The sequence below is a fragment of the Granulicatella elegans genome (genome assembly GCF_020735385.1).
Classification (GTDB): domain Bacteria; phylum Bacillota; class Bacilli; order Lactobacillales; family Aerococcaceae; genus Granulicatella; species Granulicatella elegans_B.
Window position 1 is genome coordinate 1,075,675 of sequence record NZ_CP085953.1, and the last position, 18,846, is coordinate 1,094,520.

Here is an 18,846-nt window from a genome sequence, read left to right on the forward strand (position 1 = left end):
GATAAAATTGATAGGAGGTCTATGATGACACAAACAGAATTAACCATTGAACAACGTGCATTGGATATTGTAACGCAAGAATTAACGCAATATTTGCCAAAGCAAATTGATACAGTATTAGCCTTATTAGAAGATGGCAATACGGTTCCTTTTATTGCACGTTATCGTAAAGATCAAACAGGAAGTTTGGATGAAGTTCAAATTCGTGAAATCGAAGAAAGACATCGTTATTTAGTGAATTTTGAGAAAAGAAAAGACGAAGTGGTTCGATTAATTGATGAACAAGAAAAATTAACAGATGAAATTTTATCTGACTTAATGAAAGCTAAAACATTAACGGCGTTGGAAGATATTTATCGACCATTTAAACAAAAGAAACGTACGAAAGCGACGATTGCGAAAGAAGCAGGATTAGAACCACTAGCTGAATTTTTATTAGCTTGTACAACAGAAGAGGTTGAAGCAAAAGCTGCAACATTTATTAATGAAGAAAAAGAAATTTTGACAGCAGAAGATGCATTAAATGGTGCATTAGAAATTATTGCTGAAAAAGTCTCCGATAATGCTCAGTATAGAAAATTACTTCGTGAATACACAGTTCAAAAAGCCATGCTTGTGACAAGTTTGAAAGACGAAGAAAAAGATGAAAAACACGTTTATGAAATGTATTACGAGTATCAAGAACTTGTGAAAACAATTGTGCCACACCGAATTTTAGCAGTGAATCGTGCTGAAAAAGAAGGCGTGTTAAAAGTTAGTTTGGAAGTAGATGAAACGATTCCGTTAGAAAAAATGATGAAGAAAGAAATTTTGAATGTAAATTCTCCATCTGCTCCATATGTGAAAGCGGCAATTGAGGATAGTGTTAAACGTTTCATTGCGCCTGCGATTGAACGTGAAATTCGTTCTGAATTAACGGAAAAAGCTCAAACTCAAGCAATTGAGATTTTTGGAGAAAATTTACAAAATCTATTATTACAAGCACCGATGAAAGGGCATGTGATTCTAGGATTAGATCCAGCTTATCGAACAGGTTGTAAACTAGCAATTATCGATGAAACAGGGAAAGTGTTAGACAAAGCAGTCATTTATCCGCACCAAGGAGCTAGTGACTTTAAGCGTGCTCAAGCAGGAACAACATTCAAGAAATTATTGGAAGATTATCAAGTCACTTTAGTCGCTATTGGAAATGGAACTGCAAGCCGTGAATCGGAAGCTTTTGTGAGTGAACAGATTAAGGGGCTGAATCGTAAAATTTATTACACAATTGTTAGTGAAGCAGGAGCATCCGTTTATTCAGCTAGTGAGATTGCGCGAAAAGAATTCCCAGATTATCAAGTAGAAGAACGTTCAGCAGTAAGTATTGCTCGTCGTCTGCAAGATCCATTAGCAGAATTAGTGAAAATTGATCCAAAAGCAGTAGGGGTTGGACAATATCAACACGATGTGAGTCAAAAACAATTAGATGCAAGGTTAGATATTGTTGTTGAAACAGCCGTGAATAAAGTCGGTGTCAATGTCAATACAGCAAGTGCAGTGTTGTTAGAACATATTGCAGGCCTAACTAAAACGACTGCCGCAAATGTAGTGGCTTATCGTGATGAAAATGGGAAATTTACGAATCGTTCACAATTGAAAAAAGTTCCTCGCTTAGGACCAAAAGCTTTCGAACAAGCAGTAGGATTTTTAAGAATTGTAGATGGTAAAAATCCACTTGATGGAACAGATATTCACCCAGAGTCTTATGAAGTTGCAGAAAAAATATTAGAGAAAATTCAAGCAACAAAAGTAGAAATCGGTACAGAAAAAGTAGAACAAGCTTTATCTTCGATTGATAAAAAGTCATTATCTGATGAACTAGGAATTGGACTTGAAACTTTAGAATTAATTTTTTCAGGATTAACAAAACCAGGGAGAGACCCTCGTGAAGAAGTTGATCCACCGATTTTAAGAAGCGATGTATTATCCATGGAAGATATTCAAGTCGGAATGGAATTACAAGGAACAATTCGGAATGTAGTCGATTTTGGAGCGTTCGTGGATATCGGAGTCAAACAAGATGGCTTAGTTCATATATCAAGAATGAAAAAAGGATTTGTGAAGCATCCAAGTGATGTTGTTGCAGTAGGAGATATTGTAACAGTATGGGTCATTGAAATTGATATGAAAAAAGGAAGAGTAGGATTGTCAATGCTACCACCGGTTGAAAAAGAAGCTTAATGAAAGAGAGTGTTCGACAAATTCTGTTGGTTTACTCTTTGATACTTTACAAAAGTTAAAAGGATCCTAAACCTTGTTACGACAACGTTTTAGGATCCTTGTTTCTGTTTTGAAAAATGCGTACTTTTTAAGTTAGTCAAAACTAGAGAATAGGAATGAGGTAGCTACGAAACAAATAATTCTTAATAAACTTCGCAGACGAAATATCTTTGTCAATATTTCCTGTAAGACTTATAATAAGGATAGATATTACGAATAAGAGTTATTTTGGAAGTTTTAGGAGGATGATAGCTATGATGTTTTCTGATGATAGAAAATTTACACTTAGTGGTTGGTTACAAGTACATGAAAGAAAGGTATACGATAGACCCTATCAATATAGAGCAAAGAGATGAGTTTTTATTGTACAAACATGAACAGAAGAATGGTCAAGATTTACAAAGAGGCTAGACTTTGTTACTCGCTAGTAAATAATCATGCTTTCTTTGAAGAAAATAAACGAATTGGTATTGATGTTATGTTGGTCTTTTTAGAGTTAAATCGTATTGTACTAAAGCAGACCGATGAAGAAATTGTTAAGCTAGGTATAGGTGTAGCTTCATCAGAATTAGACTATGATTCCATTTTAGAATACATTAGAAATCATAGATGATTTTATAAATTATAAAGTTGTCAGAGAAAATATAGCTTATTCAACAAATCCTATTTGTACAATCATTGATAATTTACATAAATCAAAAAATCATGAACTTTGATTTAACAATGTTTTAGGAAAAATAGAAAATAAATAAATTTCAAAATATTTATAAATACCTTGAAGTCATTATATGAATAAAATCATTTTTAGGAGAATGTAGTTTAAACCGCATTCTCCTTTTTGATGTTTATTTTACACTGAGACAAATTTTCCGCTATTTTCACCACAAAAATAGTCCATCCATCAAAAGTATGCTATAATGCTAAGTAACTATGGATGAAGATGTATAGACAGATTTGCGACATAGATAATAAGACAGAATATGAAATACAATGACTAGAATAAGAAAGGGAGACCTATGGCAAGAGATATTGGAATTGATTTAGGGACTGCGAATATTTTAATCTATTTAAAAGATCGTGGCATCATCTTAAATGAACCATCATTAGTCGCTGTGGATGATAAGAGTAATACAGTGATTGCAGTGGGGGAAAAAGCCTATAAAATGTTAGGTAGAACGCCACGAGATATTTCCATTGTTCATCCGCTAAAAGGTGGAGTTATTGCGGATATTGCGGTAACAGAACAATTATTAGAGATGTTTATTCATAAATTACATTTGAATACATTTTTTCAAAAACCGGATATTTTAATTTGTACGCCTACAAATGTAACAACAGTAGAGCAAAAGGCTATTATTCAAGCGGCAATTAAGTGTGGTGGACATTCGATTTATTTAGAAGAAGAACCAAAAGTTGCAGCTGTTGGAGTGGGATTAGATATTTTCTCACCTTCTGGCAATATGATTGTGGATATTGGTGGAGGGACAAGTGATATTGCAGTGCTTTCTATGGGAGCAACAGTATCTAGTCGTTCGATTAAATTAGCTGGAGATGATATGGATCATCAGATTATGGACTATATTAAGGAAGAATATCAGTTAATTATTGGTGAAAGAACTGCTGAAGCCATTAAGATGGATTTAGGTTCTGCCATTGAAGTGGAAATTGAATCGGATATGATTGTCAAAGGTCGTGATATGACAACAGGGCTTCCGAAGACGGTAACCATTTATACAAATGAAATTTACCATTGCTTAAAAGAAATTTTAGATACGATTTGTGAGGAAACTCGTCTTGTATTAGAAGATACTCCGCCTGAATTAGCAGGAGATATTATTGAACGAGGGATTGTAGTAACTGGTGGCGGTGCTTTAATTCATGGCATTGATCGTATGTTATCAGATCGACTGCAAGTTCCAGTATTTTTAGCCGATAATCCATTGGAAAGTGTTGCTATTGGCACAGGTGTATTATTAGATCGTATTAAGAGAGAGCGTGGGTTGTTTGATGGGTTTAAACGTTTATTCTCTTCGAAGCGTGTTGTGATGAATCCAACAGCGAATATTTTTGATGATGAAGCACTTCGTAAGTCGTAAGAGGTGAGGGCATGTTTAAGAGATTAGAACAGTTTTATAATAGTCAGCCATTTTTAATGATTGTTCTCATTCGTATCGCTCTATTTCTAGGGTTAGCTTTTTTGCTATTTATAGTAGGGCTTATGATTGGTTACAGTGTTCTTGGTGGCGGTGGAAATCCGTTCTCAGTATTTTCTGGAGAAGTTTGGCAAAAGATTTTTGATTTTGTTCGATAGGCAATTTTTTTGACCTTTGTTGACAAATTCGTTACACTTATATTGAAAAATGAAATTTAAAAGAGAGATGGAGGATTCAACATGAATTTAATTCCTACAGTTATTGAACAATCATCACGTGGTGAACGTGCGTATGATATTTACTCAAGATTATTAAAAGACCGTATTATTATGGTAAGTGGCCCAATCCACGATGATATGGCAAATGCAATTATTGCGCAATTATTATTCCTAGATGCGCAAGATCCTGAGAAAGATATTTATATGTATATCAACTCTCCAGGAGGAAGTGTTACAGCAGGTTTAGCAATCTATGACACAATGAATTTTATTAAAGCAGATGTTCAAACTATTGCGATGGGACTTGCAGCTTCAATGGGTTCATTCTTATTAACAGCTGGTACAAAAGGCAAACGTTATGCATTACCGAATGCTGAGATTTTAATTCACCAACCTTTAGGTGGAGCTCAAGGACAAGCAACAGAAATTGAAATCGTTGCTCGTCAAATTTTAAAAACACGTGAACGTTTAAATGCGATTTTAGCAAAACAAACGGGTCAAAAAATTAAAACAATTGAGAAAGATACAGATCGTGATAATTATATGACAGCTCAAGAAGCGTTAGAATATGGTTTAATTGATGCGATTATGACAAACTCAAAAGATTTACAATAGTAGATAGGATGGAGTCGCCGATTTTTTAGGAATGAGGCGACTATTTTTGTGGGATGATGAGCTGCCAGTCAGTCGCATGTAGTTTTAATAGGATAGAATTCTTTTTTTGATATTGTAAAAACACAAAAGAGTCGAGCGGCAACTCGACTTTGATGTAGCCTATTGAAAAGACGGTGGCTAATTATGATGAAATAATATCGCTCAATCGCCCAAAGTCGTGAGCGGTGTTATTTTTTGTCATCATTTCTATTCGTTTGCCACAGCCATTAAATTTTCTCATCATTCTTTAGTTCAACATATGCTTTGTGGTATAATCACTTTGAGTCATTTTATTCAAAAGGAGATAGACGATGTCAGATTTAAAACAAAATTTTGCCCTTGAGCAATTAAAAGAAAATGCTAATAAAATTTATCAACTAATTAATCAACAAAAAAGTCATCTATGTATTGCAAAATGCCCTGCATTTGAAGAAGTGGTTGACACGCAATTGTTTGGATTATCAAAACAAGTAGAGTATGCTGTAGCAATTGGTGTGGTGGAAGAAAATGATGGTCACCAATTGATGGCAGATTTAGAATACGCTTTAAACGAAGTATATAGCGATGTATATGAGAAACATTGGCAATCTTAAAGAAAGTTAGAGGTTTATTATTTTGAAAATAAAAGATAAACTAAAAAGTTTTTTCCAAGTCGATATCATTATATTAATGCTCTTTATTATATTATCCATTTTTGGAGTAGTGATGGTATATAGTGCTAGTAGTTATTTTTCATTGACTACACTAGGAAATTCAGAATATTTTTTATATCGTCAATTAGCCTTTCTAGTTTTGGGGTTTATTCTGGCAATCGCTATTGCTAATTTTGGAAGAAGTTTCTTTTTTAAGGAAAGACTTTTACAAATTTCTTATGGGATATTGATTTTTCTCCTTATCTTTGTTTTAACACAAACTGGAATTAAAGGGGCAAGAAGTTGGATTAATTTGCGATTCTTTAATTTGCAACCTTCTGAATTTTCCAAAGTAATTTTAATTTGGGCGAGCGCTTTTTATTATAGCAAATATAAGGACACTCAAGATTGGAAATTATTATATAGAATTCCAATAGGAATGATGGTTTTAGTGAATATGTTAGTGTTAATTCAACCGGACTTTGGAACGGTAATGATTATTACGCTGATGATGTGGTTACTTGCCTTAACGACTGGATATTCTAAGCGAGCTCTAGGGATTTCTGGTGGATTATTTGTATTAGGGTATTTGTTTACATTTTTACCCATTTCGATTATTCAATATGTGCCATTTATAAAATCGTATCAAGTTGGGCGATTCCTTTCATTCCATAATCCTTGGGATGATACGAGTGGTGTAGGTTATCAATCTATCCAAGGATTCTTCGCTTTAGCAAGAGGGGGATTAACAGGTACTGGTTTATCAAGTTCTATTCAAAAAACAGGATTTTTACCAGAAGCGCATACCGATTTTATATTAGCGATTGTTGGTGAGGAATTAGGATTTTTTATGGTATGGTTAGTGCTAATCGTTCTCTTTTTCCTAATCATTTATATTATTAGGAAGGCTTTATCTTGCAGAACCTCATTTGCTAGATATATTTGTTTAGGTGTTGGAATTTTTCTATTAGTACAAAGCAGTGTCAATATTGGAGCGTTACTAGGCCTTGCTCCAATTACCGGAGTTCCATTGCCATTTTTAAGTTATGGTGGATCTAGTTTGATTGTTTCAAGTATTGCGATAGGAATGGTTCTATTTGCATTAAAATATGATAAAGAATACCTTGAAGAAGTTAAAAATAACATTAGAATGAATGAGTTCAAACTTGAGGAAGATAAAAAAGATGACAGTTCTCAAGAAGAAGCTTTAGATGAAAAGGAGGATGAACATGAAGAAATTACTGGTGGCTAACCGTGGAGAAATTGCGATTCGTGTATTTCGTGCGGCAACAGAACTTGGGATTGAGACAGTAGGGATTTTTGCTAAAGAAGATGAACAATCTTTACATCGTTTTAAAGCAGATGAAGCTTACTTAGTTGGAGAAGGTAAGAAACCAACAGAAGCATATTTAGATATGGATGATATGATTCGTATTGCGAAACAATCAGGAGCAGATGCGGTTCATCCTGGTTATGGTTTTTTATCCGAAAATATTGATTTTGCTAGAAAATGTCAAGAAGCGGGATTAACATTTATTGGTCCTCGCTTAGAACATTTAGATATTTTAGGAGATAAATTAAAAGCAAAGACTGCTGCGCATAAGGCTGGTTTACAATCTATTCCTGGGACAGAAGGAACGGTATCTTCTGTTCAAGAAATTTATGATTTTGGGGAACAATTTGGCTATCCGATTATGATTAAAGCTGCACTTGGTGGCGGCGGACGTGGAATGCGTGTCGTTTATTGCAAAGAAGAGGTTCAAGATAGCTATGAACGTGCCGTAGGAGAAGCGCTTAAAGCTTTTGGTGCTGGAGAATGTTATGTGGAAAAATATATTGAAAATCCACAACATATCGAAGTGCAAATTTTAGGGGATGAACATGGAAATGTTGTTCATTTGTTTGAACGAGATTGTTCTGTCCAAAGACGTCACCAAAAAGTTATTGAAGTGGCTCCATGTATTTCACTTTCAGAAGAGATGCGATCAAAAATTTGTAATGCCGCAGCTAGTTTTATGAAAGAAATTGAGTATGTCAATGCAGGAACGGTTGAGTTTTTATTAGATGGAAATCAATTTTACTTTATTGAAGTGAATCCAAGAATCCAAGTAGAGCATACAATTACTGAATTGATTACAGGAATTGATATTGTTCAAGCACAATTAAAAATTGCGCAAGGAATGGATCTGCATCAAGAAATTGGTATTCCTAAACAAGAAGATTTAACATTTAGTGGTGCTGCGATTCAGTGCCGTATTACAACTGAAAATCCTGAAAATAATTTCTTGCCTGATACTGGTAAAATTAATACGTATCGTTCTCCAGGTGGTTTAGGCATTCGTTTAGATGCGGGAAATGCTTTTCAAGGGAATGTGGTAACGCCATATTTTGACTCGCTATTAGTAAAAGTATGTACGTATGGTCGTGATTTTTCTCAAGCAGTTACAACGATGCAACGTGCGTTAAAAGAATTTAGAATTCGTGGAGTGAAGACGAATATTCCATTTTTAAAAAATGTGATTCATCATGATGATTTCTTAACAGGAACAGCAAAAACAACGTTTATTGATACAACACCTGAATTATTTAAGTTTCCAAAGGAAAGTAATCGTGGAAATAAAATTTTAAAATATATTTCTGAAATTACGGTTAATGGGTATCCAGGAATTCCGCAAGAAACAAAAGCATTTGAGAGACCCACTTATATCGAAACATTGAAACCTATTTCAAACCCAGAAATAACAGCTAAGCAGTTATTAGATGAAAAAGGTGCGGATGCAGTTTCTAAATGGGTATTGGAACAGAAAAAAGTTCTTTTAACGGATACAAGTTTTAGAGACGCACATCAAAGTTTAATGGCAACAAGAATGCGTTCGATTGATTTAATTCAAGCGGCTCAGCAATATGAAGCAGCAGTACCTCTGTTATTCTCAGCAGAAGTTTGGGGTGGAGCAACTTTTGATACAGCTTATCGATTCTTAACAGAAAATCCTTGGAATCGATTAGAAAAAATTCGTAAAGCAATGCCAAATACTCTGTTACAAATGTTATTGCGTGGTTCTAATGCAGTAGGTTATTCCAATTATCCAGATGCTGTCATTCGTTCATTTATTTTAGAAGCAGCAGCAACAGGAATTGATGTGTTTAGAATTTTTGACAGCTTAAACTGGTTGCCTCAAATGGAAGTAAGTATTCAAGCGGTTCGTGATGCAGGGAAAATTGCTGAAGCGACAATGTGTTATACAGGCGATGTATTAAATCCAATGCAAACAAAATATACATTAGAATATTATCAACAATTTGCGAAAGATTTAGAAAAAGCAGGTGCACATATGATTGCCATCAAAGATATGGCAGGTTTATTGAAACCTCAAGCAGCAAAACAATTGATTACAACGTTAAAAGAATCAGTGGATATTCCAATTCACTTACACACACATGATACAAGTGGAAATGGTATTTTAACATTAGCAACAGCGATTGATGCTGGAGTGGATGTAGTGGATGTAGCCTTTAGTGCGTTAGCAGGGGGAACTTCTAATCCAAGTATGGAAACTTTATATCATGGACTAGAAGGTACGACTCGCCAACCTGAATTAGAGATGGAAAATGTAACAAGATTAAATCGTTATTGGGGAACGATTCGCAAATCTTATCATGCATTTGACCAAGCGCAAGTGTCTCCAAGCCCAGAAGTATACTATCATGAAATGCCTGGAGGACAATATACGAATTTATACCAACAAGCCAAATCAGTTGGTTTAGGGGAACGTTTCGAAGAAGTGAAAGAAATGTATCACCGTGTGAACCAATTATTCGGAGATATTATTAAAGTAACACCTTCTTCTAAAGTTGTTGGTGATATGGCACTATTTTGTATTCAAAATGAACTCAATGAGGAAAATATTTATGAAAAAGGATTAACTCTGTCCTTCCCTGAATCAGTGATTCAATTCTTTAGAGGAGATTTAGGACAACCAGTTGGAGGATTTAATGAAAAACTTCAAAAAGTTGTGTTAAAAGATATTGAGCCAATTACCGTTCGTCCAGGATTATTAGCACCTGAAGTGGATTTTGAAGAAGTTCGTAAAGAATTAGAAACTTTATTAGGACATAAGCCAAAAGAACAACAAGTACTAAGTTATCTCATGTATCCAAAAGTGTATAAGGAATATCAAGAGAGAAAAGAACTATATGGAGATTTAAGTAAATTAGATACTCAAACATTCTTCTATGGAATGCGTATGGGTGAGACCATTCAAATGGAATATGCTCCAGGAAAAGTCTTTATGATTACATTAGTTCAAATTGGGGAACCTGATCAAGATGGAAATCGAATTATGTTCTATCGATTCAATGGACAAAGTCGAGAAATTATTGTGCATGATGCGAGTGCAACAATGACAACTGTCAAACGTCAAAAAGCAGATGTGAATGATTTTGGACAAATTGGGGCAACAATGCCAGGTAGTGTCTTAAAAGTATTTGTTACACAAGGTGAAGTAGTTCGTAAAGGACAAGTGTTACTTGTGACAGAAGCGATGAAGATGGAAACAACGATTCAAGCACCATTTGATGGCGTTGTTGAAACCATTGCTGTTAAAGAACAAGATATGATTGATGTCAGTGATTTATTATTAACAATTCGTAAAAAATAATGCAGAGAGGAGTAAACATGGAACAAGTAGAAAGAAGAGCGATTATTGTATGGCTCTATACATTAAAACCCATTAAACAATTAAAACGTTTCGGCAATATTCAATATATTTCTAAACGACTAAAATATATTTACTTGTATGTCAATGAAGAAGAAGTAGAAAGTGTTGTGGATAAAGTTAGCAAATTTCACTTTGTTCGAAAAGTTGAAGTATCTCCTCGTCATGAAGTTCGAATGGATTTTACACAAATCTTACCGGAATTACGTGAGGAAATTGAATTAGAAAAACAAGCATTGGCTACAGAAGCGTAATGTGTATGTGTAAAAGTCATGACCACCCTTTAGACAGGTAGTCATGACTTTTTTATGGGAAATAATGCAAATGCATTGTACCTAGTTCAGATTTAATTTGGTCGAATTCGACCGAATTAAAATGTATTTTTTTAGAAGAAGTAAAGAGAAAGCATTACTACCTGCTTTTGTGTTACAAGCAAGTGACGTTTGCAAAGATTTCTTCTGTTTATTGTGAGTTGTTATTCTTTTTTTGAGCGTTTATAATAAGGTGAATCATATTAAAGGAGGAACACAGATGAGAATTATTTCTGGCGAATTTGGTGGAAGACATCTTCGTGCTGTTCCAGGAAAGAACACAAGACCAACAACGGATAAAATTAAAGAATCCTTATTTAATATTTTAGGAGGATATTTTGATGGTGGTGTGATGTTGGATATGTATGCAGGCAGTGGAGGAGTAGCAATTGAAGCTGTTTCTAGAGGAATGAACCACGCCTTTTTATTTGAAAATAATCGACAAGCGATTCAAACCATTGAACAAAATATTGACATTACAAAGAGTCCGGATAAATTTACATTATTGAAACAAAATGTAAAACATGGATTAAAAACATTAGCCACAAGAGAAGAGTTTAAACCTGTTTCTTTAGTGTTTATGGATCCACCGTATCGTCTGCAAGAAATTATCAATGATATTGAACAATTGGAAAAATTATCATTAGTAGCAGAAGATGCTGTAGTTGTCGCTGAAGTAGATAAAGCAGTGCAATTACCAGAAAAAATTGGACGTTTTACTCAATGGAAACGAGTAGAGTATGGAATTACAGCATTAGTTTTCTTTGAATTTGAATAGGAGATTTGTATGGTAAAAGCAATTTATGCAGGGAGTTTTGATCCCATCACAAAGGGGCATCTTCATTTAATCCAACGTGCGACAGTATTATTTGAAGAAGTGATTGTGTTAATTTCTTATAATCACCAAAAGCAGTATACGCTAACAAAAGAAGAGAGAGTTCAAACGGTTCAAAAAGCTGTGTCAAACTGGAACAATGTTCGAGTTGTTGTACAAGATGGGGGATTAACGGTTGAAGCTGCGAAACAATTAGAAGCAACCGTTCTTTTACGAGGGGTTCGTAATAGTCAAGATTTAGAATTAGAAAAGACATTAGCGTACCATAATCATCGATTAGATGAGAATATTGAAACTGTCTTACTTGTGAGTGAACCAGCTTATGAATTTGTTAGTTCAACAATGGTGAAAGAATTAGCTCAATTTGGAGGAGAATTTGACTCTTTAGTTCCAGCGTCTGTTGCAGAAATTTTGAAAAAGAAATATGCAAGACAAGAGTGTCAACAAATGAGGCTTCAAGAAAGTAGTGAAGAGGAATGAAAAAAATTTCTTTACGCACGATTGTTATAACGCTCGTAAGTTTGTTGTTTTTAGGAATCATTGCATTTTATCCTTTACCTTATGTATTAGAAATGCCAGGGAGTGCCGAAAAGGTAGAGGATTTTATTACAATTGAAGGAGTTAATGAGAAGAAGGAAGGTTCTTTTCGTGTGATGACGGTGTTGTCACAACAGGCAACCCCTTTATTAACACTTCAAACATTGCTTCCTCATGTTGAGATGATTCCAAAGGAAAAAGTGTATGGAACAACTCCTAGTAAGGAATACAATAAAATTCAGGAATATTATATGCAACAAGCTAGAAATGCAGCCGTTTCAGTAGCGTATAAGGCAGCTGGAAAGACAGTTACAGAAGAGTTTTTAGGCGTATATGTGATGACAGTAGTTCCTGAATCTGATTTTAAAGAGAAGATTCAAGTAGGAGATATTGTGACAAAAGTGGATGGAGAATCATTTTCATCAGCGCAAGAAATGATTGCAGCCATTAGTTCTAAAAAAATCGGTGATAGTGTCACAATTGAAATGAATCGTAATCAAGAAATCATGGAAAAAACAGGAGTCTTAGTAGAAAATCCTGATACAGGAAAACCAATGTTAGGGATTCAATTAGTGACCCATTCGAAACTTCATGAATCTCCTAAAGTAGATTTTGATCCACATGGGGTAAGCGGACCATCGGCAGGTTTGATGTTTACATTAGAAATTTATAACCAATTAACGGATAACAATTTAAAACAAGGTAGAATTGTTGCTGGTACTGGCACAATGAATGAAAACGGAGAAGTTGGACGAATCGGTGGAGTAGATAAGAAATTAGTGGCAGCTGTTCGTGCAGGAGCAACTATTTTCCTAGCACCAGATGATGAAATTACAGATGAAATGAGAGAAAAAAATCCTAACATTTTATCGAATTATGAAGAAGCTAAACGAACAGCTGAAAAGATAAAATCCAATATTCAAGTGTATCCTGTAAAAAAATTTGAAGATGCAGTAAAAATTTTAGAAAAATAAAATACAAAACATCATTTTTTTCGTATCTATAGTTAGAGGAGGGAAAAATGATGTTTTATTTTTTAATGCAAGTGAAGCGTTTATTGATGGAATATAAAAAAGTTCTGTCAATTATTGGTGGCGTATTAGCAGTTATCGTTATTATCCTTGTAGGAAGAGGGATGATGGCTTCCCCTACAAAAGAAAAAGTAATGGTAACGAATGCTGTGAATACAACAAGAGTGGAAGAAACAACTACGATGATGCCACAAAATTGTTATGTGGATATTAAAGGGGAAGTTCTTCGACCTGGAGTGTATGAATTTTCTTGTGAGAGTCGTATACAAGAAGTGGTTAAAAAGGCAGGAGGTTTTACGGAGGAGGCAGATGAAACAAAAATTAATTTAGCACAAAAAATTACCGATCAAATGCAAATTATTGTGCCTAATTTACATTCCAAACAAGAAGGTGGAGTGACAGAGGAAAATTCTGGAAAGGGAAACTCGTCTAATACGACTCCATCTAATTCAAAACAAGGAACGGTCAATATTAATACAGCAACTTTGGAAGAATTACAAACCATAAAAGGAATCGGAAAGAAAAAAGCCGAAGCCATTTTACAATATCGAAAAGAACATGGAGCCTTTCGCACAAAGGAAGATCTATTACAAGTGAAAGGAATTGGAAAGAAAGCTTTAGAAGCGATTGAAAGCCAAGTGACTTTCCAATGAAGAAGTGGATTTGGATAACAGTCTTAGAAATTATTTTAGGAAGTTTAATCTTTTTTGAGTCTTCATTTTTTCTAAAAGGGATTTATGTTTTGATAGGAATATGGACATTTATCATTCATTTTCAATCTAAACAACAGATGTTCTGGGTCTTTATTTTACTTATTTTTGTTGGATTACGTTCTTATCAAGTCTATCATTCTACAGTTATTCTTGAAGGTGAGTTGTCTGGAATTATCAGATTAAATCGAGATGATTTGAAAATTAATGGAGACTTTGTAACAGGAATTGCTGAATTAGAGTTAACTTCTTCTAACCATAAAGTGTTATTCCAATATAAAATGCGTTCAGAAAAAGAGAGAGCTTTATTTGAAGAGGAGGAAGCAAATCTCACTTTATCCGTAATAGGGAAGAGTAAGCCTGTGAATGAACCTAAAAATAGAGGGGATTTTAATGCACCAAGTTATTATCGGAGCATTGGGATTTTGCGTGTGTTTGAAGTCAGAGGATTTAAACAAATGGCAAATAATCCTTCATGGATGTCACTATTTCAAAATTGGCGTAGAAAATTTTATTTAAAAATCAATGCTAAGCCAGAAAGTTTTGTTCGTACCTATGCTTTATTATTACTGTTTGGAAAAACGAAAGATGCGGATGCGACAGTGATTCAACATTATAAGAGATTGGGCATCATGCATGTGTTAGCCATTTCAGGGCTTCATATTACATTATTGATTCATTTGCTTGAAAAAGTATTATGGAAATGGAAAATTTCTCGAGAAACAAGTGTTGCTGTTATCATCATTGGATTAGTCATTTATGGCTACTTCATACATTGGAATATTAGCGGTACACGAGCCATTTTGATGTATATTTTAGCGCAAATGTCTAAAAAGTTTCATTGGAAACTGACAACAGCGGATTGTTTGGGAATCATATTTTTGCTGTCACTGTTTTATCGCACCAGTATCATTGAAAATGTAGCTTTTCAACTAAGTTATGGATTAACAGCTATTTTATTATTGACGAGTTATTTTGTCGAACATAATCTTCAAGGGAAATGGAAGAAAACAATTTGTATTGCTTTTTTGACCCCTATGATTGCCTTGCCATTGATTTGTCACTATTTTTTCACGTGGAATATTTTAAGTGTGTTATTAGCTGGGTTAGTGGTTTTGTTATTTGAAAGCATTCTTATTCCAGGAATTTTGCTCTATGCTTTGGCAGTAGTGTTCAATTGGGTGTGGATTTCTAATGGTATTGTTTTCTTTTTAGATGCGTTATTAAATGGATTGAATCAAATCTTTTCTTTTTGTGAGCAATTTTTGATTTTACGATTCACATTTGGTACCTGGTCAACAGTAGCTTGGATGTTATATTGGGGTACTCTTTATGTAGCTCTTGTTTGTTATGAAAAATCTTGGTTTCGTCCTTATTCAAGTGTTGTATTTGCTTTTTGTTCTTGTATGATTGCACTTAGCATTCCTTATCATCTGCAGGAGCAAATCATCTTTTTAAGTACTGGTTCGCAAGTTTCGGTTTTGTATATTCCGAAAGGATGTAATCACGCCACATTAGTATTGAGGGGAGGAAATTCGTTCACAGAGTCTAAGGGGAATGCCTTTCGTAAACAATCTTTTTCTAAAACTGTTACGAATAATATTTTAGTAGAAGGAATTTCTCAGTTGGATTCTATTGTACTAACGAATGCTACTGAGGACGATAGTGATGATTTGAAAGAGTTGCTCCAAGATTTTTCAGTGAGCGAGGTAGTTGTTTCTAAACACCCTTCTGAAAAAAGAGGCTTTGGAGAATTGGACGTTTCGACACAGTATCATGAATTAGGAGAGAGACAGTTACTTTCTGGAGTGAAATGGGAATTGATTCCAGTTAATGGCAGTAAGAAAGAAGTTCAAAGTTCTATTTTTACAATTCAGGAAGAACGAATACTCATAGTAGAAGATACGATGAAAACTTTACCCAATAAAGCGGATTTTGTTATAACTTCAAGGAAAAATGCTGAAGGGATAGCAAAAATAAATGGATTTACACAAATGCAAACGAAAAGTTTGATTTTAGAAAAAGGAAATGGGACGGTTAAATCGCATATTAGTGCACGCTTTTTAGATCAATTAGAACAACAAATTCCAACGATATGGATATCGCAAGAAGATGGAGCAGTTCATATGATGCAAGAAAAAGGCGTACGAAAATTCCATACGATAAAAAGTCATAAAGACGAGTGAAAGCATGGACAAAAAGAACACTTCACGATACACTAGACTAAGAGAAAGGGGAGTCATGAATGGAATTTCAAAAGAAAATAGAAGAAATTAAATCGGGGAATTTATCGCCAATTTATATAGTTCAAGGAAAAGAAGATTATTTACAAAATTGGGCAAGGCAAGTATTTTTAGAATCCGTAGTGGCTCCTGAAGATCAAGAATTAAATGTTGCTCGATTTAATATGGAAGAAATTTCTGTCCAAACAGCTATTGAAGATGCAGAATCTGTCCCATTTTTTGGAGATAGACGTTTAGTGATGATTGACAAGCCGTATTTTTTAACAGGAGAAAAAGAAAAAGCAAAAATTGATCATCAACTTGAAAGGTTGCAGTTTTATTTAGAAAATCCATTAGATTCTTCTGTTGTTGTATTTTTTGCACCTTATGAAAAGTTAGATTCTCGTAAAAAAATCGTGAAGCAATTAAAAAAAGTAGCGGTATTATTAGATGCTTCTTCTCTAGAAGAAAAAGATGTAAGAGTGATGGTTCAACATCAATTACAAGAACAGGGCGTTTCGATGGAAACTTCTGTATTACAGTTATTTTTAGAAAAATTACATTACTCTCTAACAGATGCGATGAGAGAAATTGATAAGTTAATCTTATCTGTTATAGATACAAAAGTGATTGATAGTGACTTAGTAACAACATTAGTTCCAAAAAGTTTAGAACAAAATATTTTTGAACTAGGAGAAGCAGTCCTTCGAAAAGATAGTAAAGTGGCGATTGAAATTTATCGAGATTTACTATTACAAAAAGAAGACCCGATTAAGATGAACGCCATTTTATTAGGGCAATTTCGATTATTGTTACAAGTGAGCTACTTACAAAAAGAAGGCTATCACGAGCCTGAAATGCAAAAGGTATTAGGGATTCACCCATACCGTATAAAACTTGCTCTAGGACAATCTAGAAAATTTTCGATTGCTTTATTAGAAGCAGCATATCGTTCATTAGTAGAAACAGAGTATGCATTGAAAATAGGATTTGGAATGAAAGAATTGCAATTAGAAACATTTATTTTGAAGTTTTGTCAAAAGAGTGCATCGTAGGTTGAAGTGAAAATAAAAAAGTACAAAAAAGGCCCGAGAATCATTTCTCAGGCTTTTTATTATTTGCTTAATTTTGAAGCAAGACGTGATTTGTCACGAGAAGCTTTGTTTTTGTGGATTAATCCTTTAGAAGCAGCTCCGTCGATTGCTTTGTGAGCAGCACGTAATAATTCTTCAGCATTTTCAGCACCTTCAGCTACTGCAGCTTCAAATTTTTTGATAGCAGTACGCATAGCAGAAGTTTGTGAGTTGTTTGCTAGTGTTGACTTTTTGTTTGTACGAACACGTTTGATTTGTGATGCGATATTTGGCAATGGGTTCACCCCTCTTTCTTACATTTATATAATCACTGATCAGTTGTTTCCAACAGGAATCATTATACAAAAGTCCTTATAAAAATGCAAGTCTTGCGATGAAATAGTACGTTTTCATGTGACATTTATTGTATAAATGTTGAGAAGGTTGAAACTATCGTTTGTAAAATCTTTACTTTTTAAATGTTTTTTTGAAATAATAAGTAAAGAAATCAGGGGTGAAATATGTATCAATATAATGGATTACCTCAATTATTAAAGCAAAAGCAATTAAATAAATCAGATTTAACAAAAGTTCTTCATATATCTTTAAGAACAATTGCCAAAATTTCAAAAGAAGAAAAACTTTCTACAAGAGTTATTCGAAAATTTTGTGACTTTTTTGATTGTGCAGAAGAAACTCCTTATACTGTTGTTCCTAATAATCCAATTCTTAGACAGTTAAGGGAAGAAAAGGATGTTGGGATTTCTGGAGGGATTTATCATGAGCTACAAATACGGATGACTTATAACTCAAATCATATTGAGGGAAGTTGTTTAAATGAAGAACAAACGAGGCATATATTTGAAACGAATACATTTTGCAGTCAAGACGCTGTTAGTATAGATGACATTATTGAAACGGTGAATCACTTTCGAGCAATGGATTACTGTATTGAGATTGCAGAAGAAGAGTTAACAGAAGAAATGATTAAACAATTACACTATTTATTGAAAAGCAGAACGAAAGATGAAACACTTTCTTGGTTCAATGTTGGAGAGTACAAAACACGACCAAATGTAGTGAGTGGAATTGAAACTTCATCTCCTAGTAATGTAGCAAATGATATGCAACAGTTATTAACAATGTATCATGAGAAAAAACAGATTACTTTTGAAGATATTGTGGAATTTCACTTTCAATTTGAGAAAATTCATCCATTTCAAGATGGGAGTGGTCGCGTAGGAAGGCTAATTGCTTTTAAAGAATGCCTGAAACATCAATTGATTCCTTTTATTATCGAGGATAAAAAGAAATTTTACTACTACCTAGGATTAAAAGAATTTTTAGATAATCCCAATTATTTAATGGATACTTGTTATGATGGACAAGATATGATGAATTGTCTACTGGAATATTTTCAAGTGGAGCTTCCTGTAGAACGATAATATGAATGATAGATAGATGAGCTACTCTTGTTTGTTTTCCACTTCGAGCAT

The 18,846-nt window shown here is 34.1% G+C and carries 16 protein-coding genes and 1 pseudogene; 16 read left to right on the forward strand and 1 reads right to left on the reverse strand.

Translation table 11 applies throughout. The annotated features are described in order from the left end of the window. The first annotated feature begins 24 nt into the window (after positions 1 to 24). The 15 genes and pseudogenes from LK443_RS05385 (at position 25) to holA (ending at position 17,332) form a co-directional block, all read left to right on the forward strand. Positions 25 to 2,220 carry a Tex family protein gene (locus tag LK443_RS05385; protein ID WP_227930950.1) on the forward strand — a complete coding sequence of 732 codons (2,196 nt, stop codon included), beginning with the start codon at positions 25 to 27 and terminating at the stop codon, positions 2,218 to 2,220. Between the two features lie 439 nt (positions 2,221 to 2,659). Then, positions 2,660 to 2,872: pseudogene (locus tag LK443_RS05390) on the forward strand (type II toxin-antitoxin system death-on-curing family toxin); the annotation flags it as partial. Between the two features lie 403 nt (positions 2,873 to 3,275). Continuing rightward, positions 3,276 to 4,355 carry a rod shape-determining protein gene (locus LK443_RS05395; protein WP_227930952.1) on the forward strand — a complete coding sequence of 360 codons (1,080 nt, stop codon included), beginning with the start codon at positions 3,276 to 3,278 and terminating at the stop codon, positions 4,353 to 4,355. Between the two features lie 11 nt (positions 4,356 to 4,366). Next, complete coding sequence (locus LK443_RS05400) at positions 4,367 to 4,570, forward strand: DNA-directed RNA polymerase subunit beta (RefSeq protein WP_227930953.1); 204 nt, start codon at positions 4,367 to 4,369, stop codon at positions 4,568 to 4,570. 81 nt (positions 4,571 to 4,651) lie between these two features. Next, a complete protein-coding gene (gene clpP / locus LK443_RS05405; RefSeq protein WP_227930954.1) occupies positions 4,652 to 5,245 on the forward strand; it encodes an ATP-dependent Clp endopeptidase proteolytic subunit ClpP in 594 nt (197 codons plus the stop codon). A 350-nt stretch (positions 5,246 to 5,595) separates the two neighbouring features. Further along, the gene (locus LK443_RS05410; protein WP_227930955.1) at positions 5,596 to 5,877 is read left to right on the forward strand and encodes a DUF1507 family protein; all 282 of its coding nucleotides are present in this window, start codon (positions 5,596 to 5,598) and stop codon (positions 5,875 to 5,877) included. 22 nt (positions 5,878 to 5,899) lie between these two features. Next, entirely contained in the window at positions 5,900 to 7,168 is a 1,269-nt protein-coding gene (locus tag LK443_RS05415; RefSeq protein WP_227930956.1) for an FtsW/RodA/SpoVE family cell cycle protein, read from the forward strand. Next, on the forward strand, positions 7,146 to 10,574 hold the full coding sequence (locus LK443_RS05420; RefSeq protein WP_227930957.1) for a pyruvate carboxylase: 3,429 nt from the start codon (positions 7,146 to 7,148) through the stop codon (positions 10,572 to 10,574). The genes LK443_RS05415 and LK443_RS05420 overlap by 23 nt, the downstream gene beginning before the upstream one ends. Positions 10,575 to 10,591: 17 nt before the next feature. Further along, entirely contained in the window at positions 10,592 to 10,885 is a 294-nt protein-coding gene (locus tag LK443_RS05425) for a YlbG family protein (RefSeq protein ID WP_227930958.1), read from the forward strand. A 277-nt stretch (positions 10,886 to 11,162) separates the two neighbouring features. After that, positions 11,163 to 11,720 (forward strand): 16S rRNA (guanine(966)-N(2))-methyltransferase RsmD, encoded by a 558-nt coding sequence (rsmD, locus tag LK443_RS05430; protein ID WP_227930959.1) that lies wholly within the window; start codon positions 11,163 to 11,165, stop codon positions 11,718 to 11,720. 9 nt (positions 11,721 to 11,729) lie between these two features. Further along, complete coding sequence (gene coaD, locus LK443_RS05435; protein ID WP_227930960.1) at positions 11,730 to 12,257, forward strand: pantetheine-phosphate adenylyltransferase; 528 nt, start codon at positions 11,730 to 11,732, stop codon at positions 12,255 to 12,257. After that, positions 12,254 to 13,288 (forward strand): SepM family pheromone-processing serine protease, encoded by a 1,035-nt coding sequence (locus LK443_RS05440; RefSeq protein WP_227930961.1) that lies wholly within the window; start codon positions 12,254 to 12,256, stop codon positions 13,286 to 13,288. Before coaD ends, LK443_RS05440 begins: the two co-directional genes overlap by 4 nt. A gap of 47 nt (positions 13,289 to 13,335) precedes the next feature. Continuing rightward, positions 13,336 to 13,998, forward strand: coding sequence for a helix-hairpin-helix domain-containing protein (locus tag LK443_RS05445; protein ID WP_227930962.1), 663 nt, complete (start codon positions 13,336 to 13,338; stop codon positions 13,996 to 13,998). Continuing rightward, positions 13,995 to 16,241, forward strand: a complete 2,247-nt coding sequence (locus tag LK443_RS05450) for a ComEC/Rec2 family competence protein (protein ID WP_227930963.1) — start codon at positions 13,995 to 13,997, stop codon at positions 16,239 to 16,241. Before LK443_RS05445 ends, LK443_RS05450 begins: the two co-directional genes overlap by 4 nt. A gap of 59 nt (positions 16,242 to 16,300) precedes the next feature. Next, the gene (gene holA, locus LK443_RS05455; RefSeq protein WP_227930964.1) at positions 16,301 to 17,332 is read left to right on the forward strand and encodes a DNA polymerase III subunit delta; all 1,032 of its coding nucleotides are present in this window, start codon (positions 16,301 to 16,303) and stop codon (positions 17,330 to 17,332) included. 59 nt (positions 17,333 to 17,391) lie between these two features. On the opposite strand, the gene rpsT is transcribed toward holA, so the two are convergent. Then, positions 17,392 to 17,646: a 30S ribosomal protein S20 gene (rpsT, locus tag LK443_RS05460; protein WP_006703518.1), complete on the reverse strand. Its 255-nt coding sequence runs from the start codon at positions 17,644 to 17,646 to the stop codon at positions 17,392 to 17,394. Between the two features lie 225 nt (positions 17,647 to 17,871). On the opposite strand from rpsT, the gene LK443_RS05465 reads away from it, so the two are divergent. Continuing rightward, positions 17,872 to 18,795 (forward strand): Fic family protein, encoded by a 924-nt coding sequence (locus LK443_RS05465; RefSeq protein ID WP_227930965.1) that lies wholly within the window; start codon positions 17,872 to 17,874, stop codon positions 18,793 to 18,795. The last annotated feature ends 51 nt before the right edge of the window (positions 18,796 to 18,846 follow it).